Consider the following 2,352-nt stretch of genomic DNA (forward strand, 5'->3'; position numbering starts at 1 on the left):
GACCCTGGCCACCGTCCGCTTGATCCGGGAGCTACGGGAGAAGGAAGGGGTCACGGTCGTCTTCATAGAGCACGATATGCGGGTCGTGTTCGGCATTGCCGATCAGATCACCGTTTTACACCTTGGGGAAGTCCTGGCCGAGGGGACACCCGAAGACGTGGCCCGGGACGAACGGGTCCAGGCAGCCTATCTGGGGACGGAGGGGGTGGTGGGGTGAAGGCGCTTGTCGCCGAGGGGTTGGACACCTTCTATGGCAAAAGCCACATCCTGCACGGAGTGGGCCTCGAGGTGGGCGAGGGGGAGGTGGTGGCCCTTCTAGGCCGGAACGGGGCCGGGAAAACCACCACCCTCCGGTCCGTTCTAGGCCTTACCCCACCCCGAAAGGGGCGGGTCCAGATCCTGGGAACCGAGGCCACGCATCTGCCCCCGCACAGGATCGCGATGCTGGGCGTGGGGTATGTCCCAGAGGGGCGACGCATCTTTCCCTACCTTACGGTGGAGGAAAACCTCGCCCTTGCCACGGGTAAGCGCAAGGGGCCCTGGAGCCCAGACCGGGTGTATGAGCTGTTTCCCGGGCTCTACGAACGGCGCTTCCACAAGGGACGCCAGCTTTCGGGAGGGGAACAGGAGATGCTGGCCATCGCCCGAGCCCTTCTTCTAAACCCGAGGCTCCTGGTCTTGGACGAACCTTCCCAGGGCTTGGCGCCCATGGTTGTCCGGCTGGTCGCGGAGGTTCTTCTCCGAGTAAAGCGGGAAGGGACAGCCGCCCTCCTTGCGGAACAAAACGCCAGACTGGCCCTGGAGGTGGCGGACCGGGTCTACGTGTTAGACGACGGAAAGGTTGTTCACGCGGCCTCCGCGGAGGAGATGCGCAAGGACCCTGGGCTGGTCCGCCTCCTTACCGGCATTGGGGGCGAGTGGAGGAGTCAGGCCTAAGGGAGGCCTTGTGGAATCGACCTGCCTAGAAGGCAAGACCGCTCTAATCACAGGGGCGGGCAGCGGTATAGGACGGGCCATCGCCGAGACCTTCGCCCGTGCGGGTGCACGGGTGATCGTGCACGATTTAAAAGACGCCGCCCCTTTGGCCGAGGCCTTGGGCGGGGTCTTCCTCGCGGCCGACCTGGCGGACCCGGAAGCGGTGAGGCGGCTTGCGGCCGAAGCGCTCGCCTTAGGTCCGGTGGATATCCTGGTGAACAACGCGGGTTTCCAACACATCGCCCCCGTGGAGGACTTTCCGGAAGCGGTCTGGGAGAGGATGCTCCAGGTGATGCTCACAGCCCCCTTCCTGCTCATCAAGCATCTCCTACCGGGCATGAGGGCCCGGGGTTGGGGACGGGTGCTCAACATCGCCAGCATCCACGGACTGGTGGCGAGTCCGTACAAGGCAGGGTACATAAGCGCCAAGCACGGCCTTGTGGGGCTTACAAAGGCGGTTGCCTTGGAGGCAGGGGCTTTCGGGATCACAGTCAACGCCATCTGCCCAGCCTATGTTCGCACCCCCTTGGTGGAGGGCCAGATCGCGGACCAGGCGCGAACCCTGGGCATCTCCGAAGAGGACGTGGTCGAAAAGGTCATGCTGGCCCCCGCTGCCATCAAGCGCCTGATCGCCCCGGAGGAAGTGGCCGAGTACGCGCTCTTCCTAGCCTCCGACCGGGCTTCCGCTATCACGGGGAGCGTTCAGGTGATCGATCTGGGCTGGACCGCGCGGTAATGGCTCCGTTTCAAGGCTCCGGCCCTCAGTGCAGCTCGAGCTTCACGGGGGGTCTGTACCGCACGCACGCCTCGATAAGAAACGGCCGTATCAAGAAGCCTGTGTAGCGGTCTGTCCAGGGGGCGTACGGCGGGATCCCTGGACTCCTCCACCTGACGTGCAGGGGCGGATGCCGTGGTAGGCGGCAAGCGGGCTGTAACCCTCCCTGGGGATACCGGTCTGGTTCTTGAAAAAGGGGTTCTTTCCACGAAACGCCGGGTGGCTAAAACCCGCGGCGTAGACCTCAGGACGGGTAGGGCGAAAACCAGGCCGTACATCCATCCGTGGGGCGCATGGGAAGTCACCTCTGTTGACGAAGTGCGATAGCGGTGGGGTGGGTTGAAAGGCCCATCCCGTAAGACGCTCGTACCGAGCGCAGGGGTGAGCCCAGGAATCCCACGCCCTTTAGCAGTGGGAGGGTCAGGGCTCGAGCAGCACCTTCCCCATGCTGGCTCGGCTCAGCACGTACTCAAAGGCCTGGGCGGCCTGATCAAGCTTGAAGACCCGGCCCACTACCGGCTTGACATGGCCCGCGGCCAACAGGGACGTGAGGAACCGGGTGGCCTCCAGCATGGCCTGGGGGTCGGAGAGGAAGGGCGCCA

Annotated in this window: 4 protein-coding genes; 3 read left to right on the forward strand and 1 reads right to left on the reverse strand. The window is 64.5% G+C overall.

Going from position 1 to position 2,352, the window contains the following annotated elements; genetic code table 11:
• The 3 genes from C4301_RS09840 to C4301_RS09850 form a co-directional block, all read left to right on the forward strand.
• Nucleotides 1-217: ABC transporter ATP-binding protein C-terminal domain-containing protein (locus C4301_RS09840; RefSeq protein ID WP_503012429.1), on the forward strand; the 217-nt coding region annotated here is incomplete at its 5' end.
• A complete protein-coding gene (locus tag C4301_RS09845; protein ID WP_352414890.1) occupies nt 214-936 on the forward strand; it encodes an ABC transporter ATP-binding protein in 723 nt (240 codons plus the stop codon). The genes C4301_RS09840 and C4301_RS09845, both read left to right, overlap by 4 nt.
• A 10-nt stretch (nt 937-946) precedes the next feature.
• Nucleotides 947-1,711 carry a 3-hydroxybutyrate dehydrogenase gene (locus tag C4301_RS09850; protein WP_352414891.1) on the forward strand — a complete coding sequence of 255 codons (765 nt, stop codon included), beginning with the start codon at nt 947-949 and terminating at the stop codon, nt 1,709-1,711.
• A 459-nt stretch (nt 1,712-2,170) separates the two neighbouring features.
• On the opposite strand, the gene C4301_RS09855 is transcribed toward C4301_RS09850, so the two are convergent.
• A partial coding sequence (locus C4301_RS09855; protein ID WP_352414892.1) for a zinc-binding dehydrogenase occupies nt 2,171-2,352 on the reverse strand: 182 nt, incomplete at its 5' end.

This window comes from Thermus sp., from assembly GCF_040290245.1.
GTDB lineage: Bacteria > Deinococcota > Deinococci > Deinococcales > Thermaceae > Thermus_A.